Source organism: Cupriavidus sp. UYPR2.512 (genome assembly GCF_000379565.1).
Lineage (GTDB): Bacteria > Pseudomonadota > Gammaproteobacteria > Burkholderiales > Burkholderiaceae > Cupriavidus.
On the sequence record NZ_KB903065.1, the window covers coordinates 1 to 1,733 of the forward strand.

The window sequence follows — 1,733 nt, forward strand, 5'->3', positions numbered from 1 at the left end:
TGCCCGCTATAGGAAAATATGTTGCTCTTGCAGACAACGGGCGAGTCAGGCCAGATCAACCTGCTGGAAGCATGAAACCTACGGTTGTTGTCTGTCTGGACAACAATGTATCAGAGTTGGTGCCTAGCTGCAAATACCCGACGGGGCGCCATTGAACACAACTGATGCGGGGACGGGAGCCGCGTAGCAGTCTCTCCGCAACCGCAAGGAACAGAACGGATGTCACAAACAGGCCTGGGCGTCGCCCTCAAGACGCTGCGCGAACGCAGAACCCTTTCGCTGCGCGAAATCGGTCAGCTCTCTTCGGTGGATCATGCTTATGTCCACCGCTTGGAGTCAGGCGAGAAGGCGAATCCATCGCCGGTTCTGGTCGAGAAGCTGTTACGGGTTCTCAAACCAGGAGAGAGAGATGCCGCTCTGGTAATGTGGCTTGCTGACCATACGGATACCGACCCGGGTCTCGTCGAGTTTGTGCTACAAGACCCCTCCATTAGCATTGACATCTTTTCGGCTGCGGCGGGAGTGAGGCATCGCGGAAATGCCAGACCTGATCCCGCGACGCTGATCGCCCGAATACAGAGGGCATTCGAGGACGAGGACGACTGAACATGGATGAGGCGGATGTCAGGCAGAAAGCACGAGTCTTTGTTGCGAAGGTCGATGTGTCGGGCATCCGGGTAGATCTGACGCCCTATGTGGTTGCGGCTAACGCCAAGGTCAAGAAGGATGAGCTTGGCGAGGGGGAATCCGGCTACACGATCACCAAGCCGAACGGGAAGCACGTCATCACAGTGAATTCCCTGGAGACGGAAGAACGCCAGCGCTTCACCATATGCCATGAGATAGCGCATATCGTGCTCGATCTGGAGTCTAGTCATGCAGAAGTGCCGTCCTGGTCCTATGCCAAGCGGCACCCCAACGAAATCGCTTGTGACACCTTCGCCGCCGAATTGCTGATGCCGTATCAGCAATGGCTGTCGCTAGTGCCAAAGGAGGAGCCATCGCTGGGCCTTATCCAGCACATGGCTGACTTGTTCGGCACATCGTTCCCTGCAGCGGCGTCAAGGTTTGCCACTCTCAGCGATATGCCGTGCGCATTCGTCACCATGGAGCGCGGTGCGGTGCGGTACGGAGCACGCTCCACTAGCTTGCGACAGGCTGGGGCCTGGATATCTCCCAAATCCGTCATCCCGGTCGGCTCCGTGGCTCACCGCCTCCGTTCTTCAGGCATCAGTGCCGCCGAAACGGATGAGGTTTCACAAGACATCTGGTTCGATAACTGGGAAAAGGGACTCGACCTCTGGGAGCTTTCCAGGCACTACGCGCGCACCGACACCACTACGTCGCTGTTGTGGTTCGACAGCGACGATTTACCTGAGGTCGAAGTGAATCGCTTCGGTGCGCGCGTCGGGGACGATGGCGGCTTGGCTGAACTTACGGGGCAACTGCCGTGGCCAGGGCGGAGCAGGCGTCGTTAACGAAACCTGACAGTCCCATGTCGAACGCCTGCTATGGGCTGCGCGTGGACGGCTCGCTCAGCCCGATCAACAAGCGGCAAGTGATATCAAGTTCCTTTTGCAGCAACTCGGCATCCGATCGCACTGTCCGATAGTTCGCCGCCGGAAGGGTTGCGGATTGGCCGAAAATTTCACAATGCAAAATTCCGGAATTTTCGGCGGTTCCGGCGTACTCCCCCTTACCGGGCAATATTCTCCGTTTTCTGAAGCCGTCCC

3 protein-coding genes are annotated in these 1,733 nt (G+C 57.7%); 2 read left to right on the plus strand and 1 reads right to left on the minus strand.

Annotation, left to right across the window (positions count from 1 at the left end):
• The first annotated feature begins 219 nt into the window (after positions 1-219).
• The gene (locus tag A3A5_RS0120020; RefSeq protein ID WP_018312310.1) at positions 220-606 is read left to right on the plus strand and encodes a helix-turn-helix transcriptional regulator; all 387 of its coding nucleotides are present in this window, start codon (positions 220-222) and stop codon (positions 604-606) included.
• Between the two features lie 2 nt (positions 607-608).
• Positions 609-1,478, plus strand: coding sequence for an ImmA/IrrE family metallo-endopeptidase (locus tag A3A5_RS0120025; protein WP_018312311.1), 870 nt, complete (start codon positions 609-611; stop codon positions 1,476-1,478).
• Positions 1,479-1,509: 31 nt separating this feature from the next.
• Here the strand turns inward: A3A5_RS0120025 and A3A5_RS44995 are convergent.
• Positions 1,510-1,733 (minus strand): hypothetical protein (locus A3A5_RS44995; RefSeq protein ID WP_232431408.1); only part of this gene is annotated, 224 nt, incomplete at its 5' end.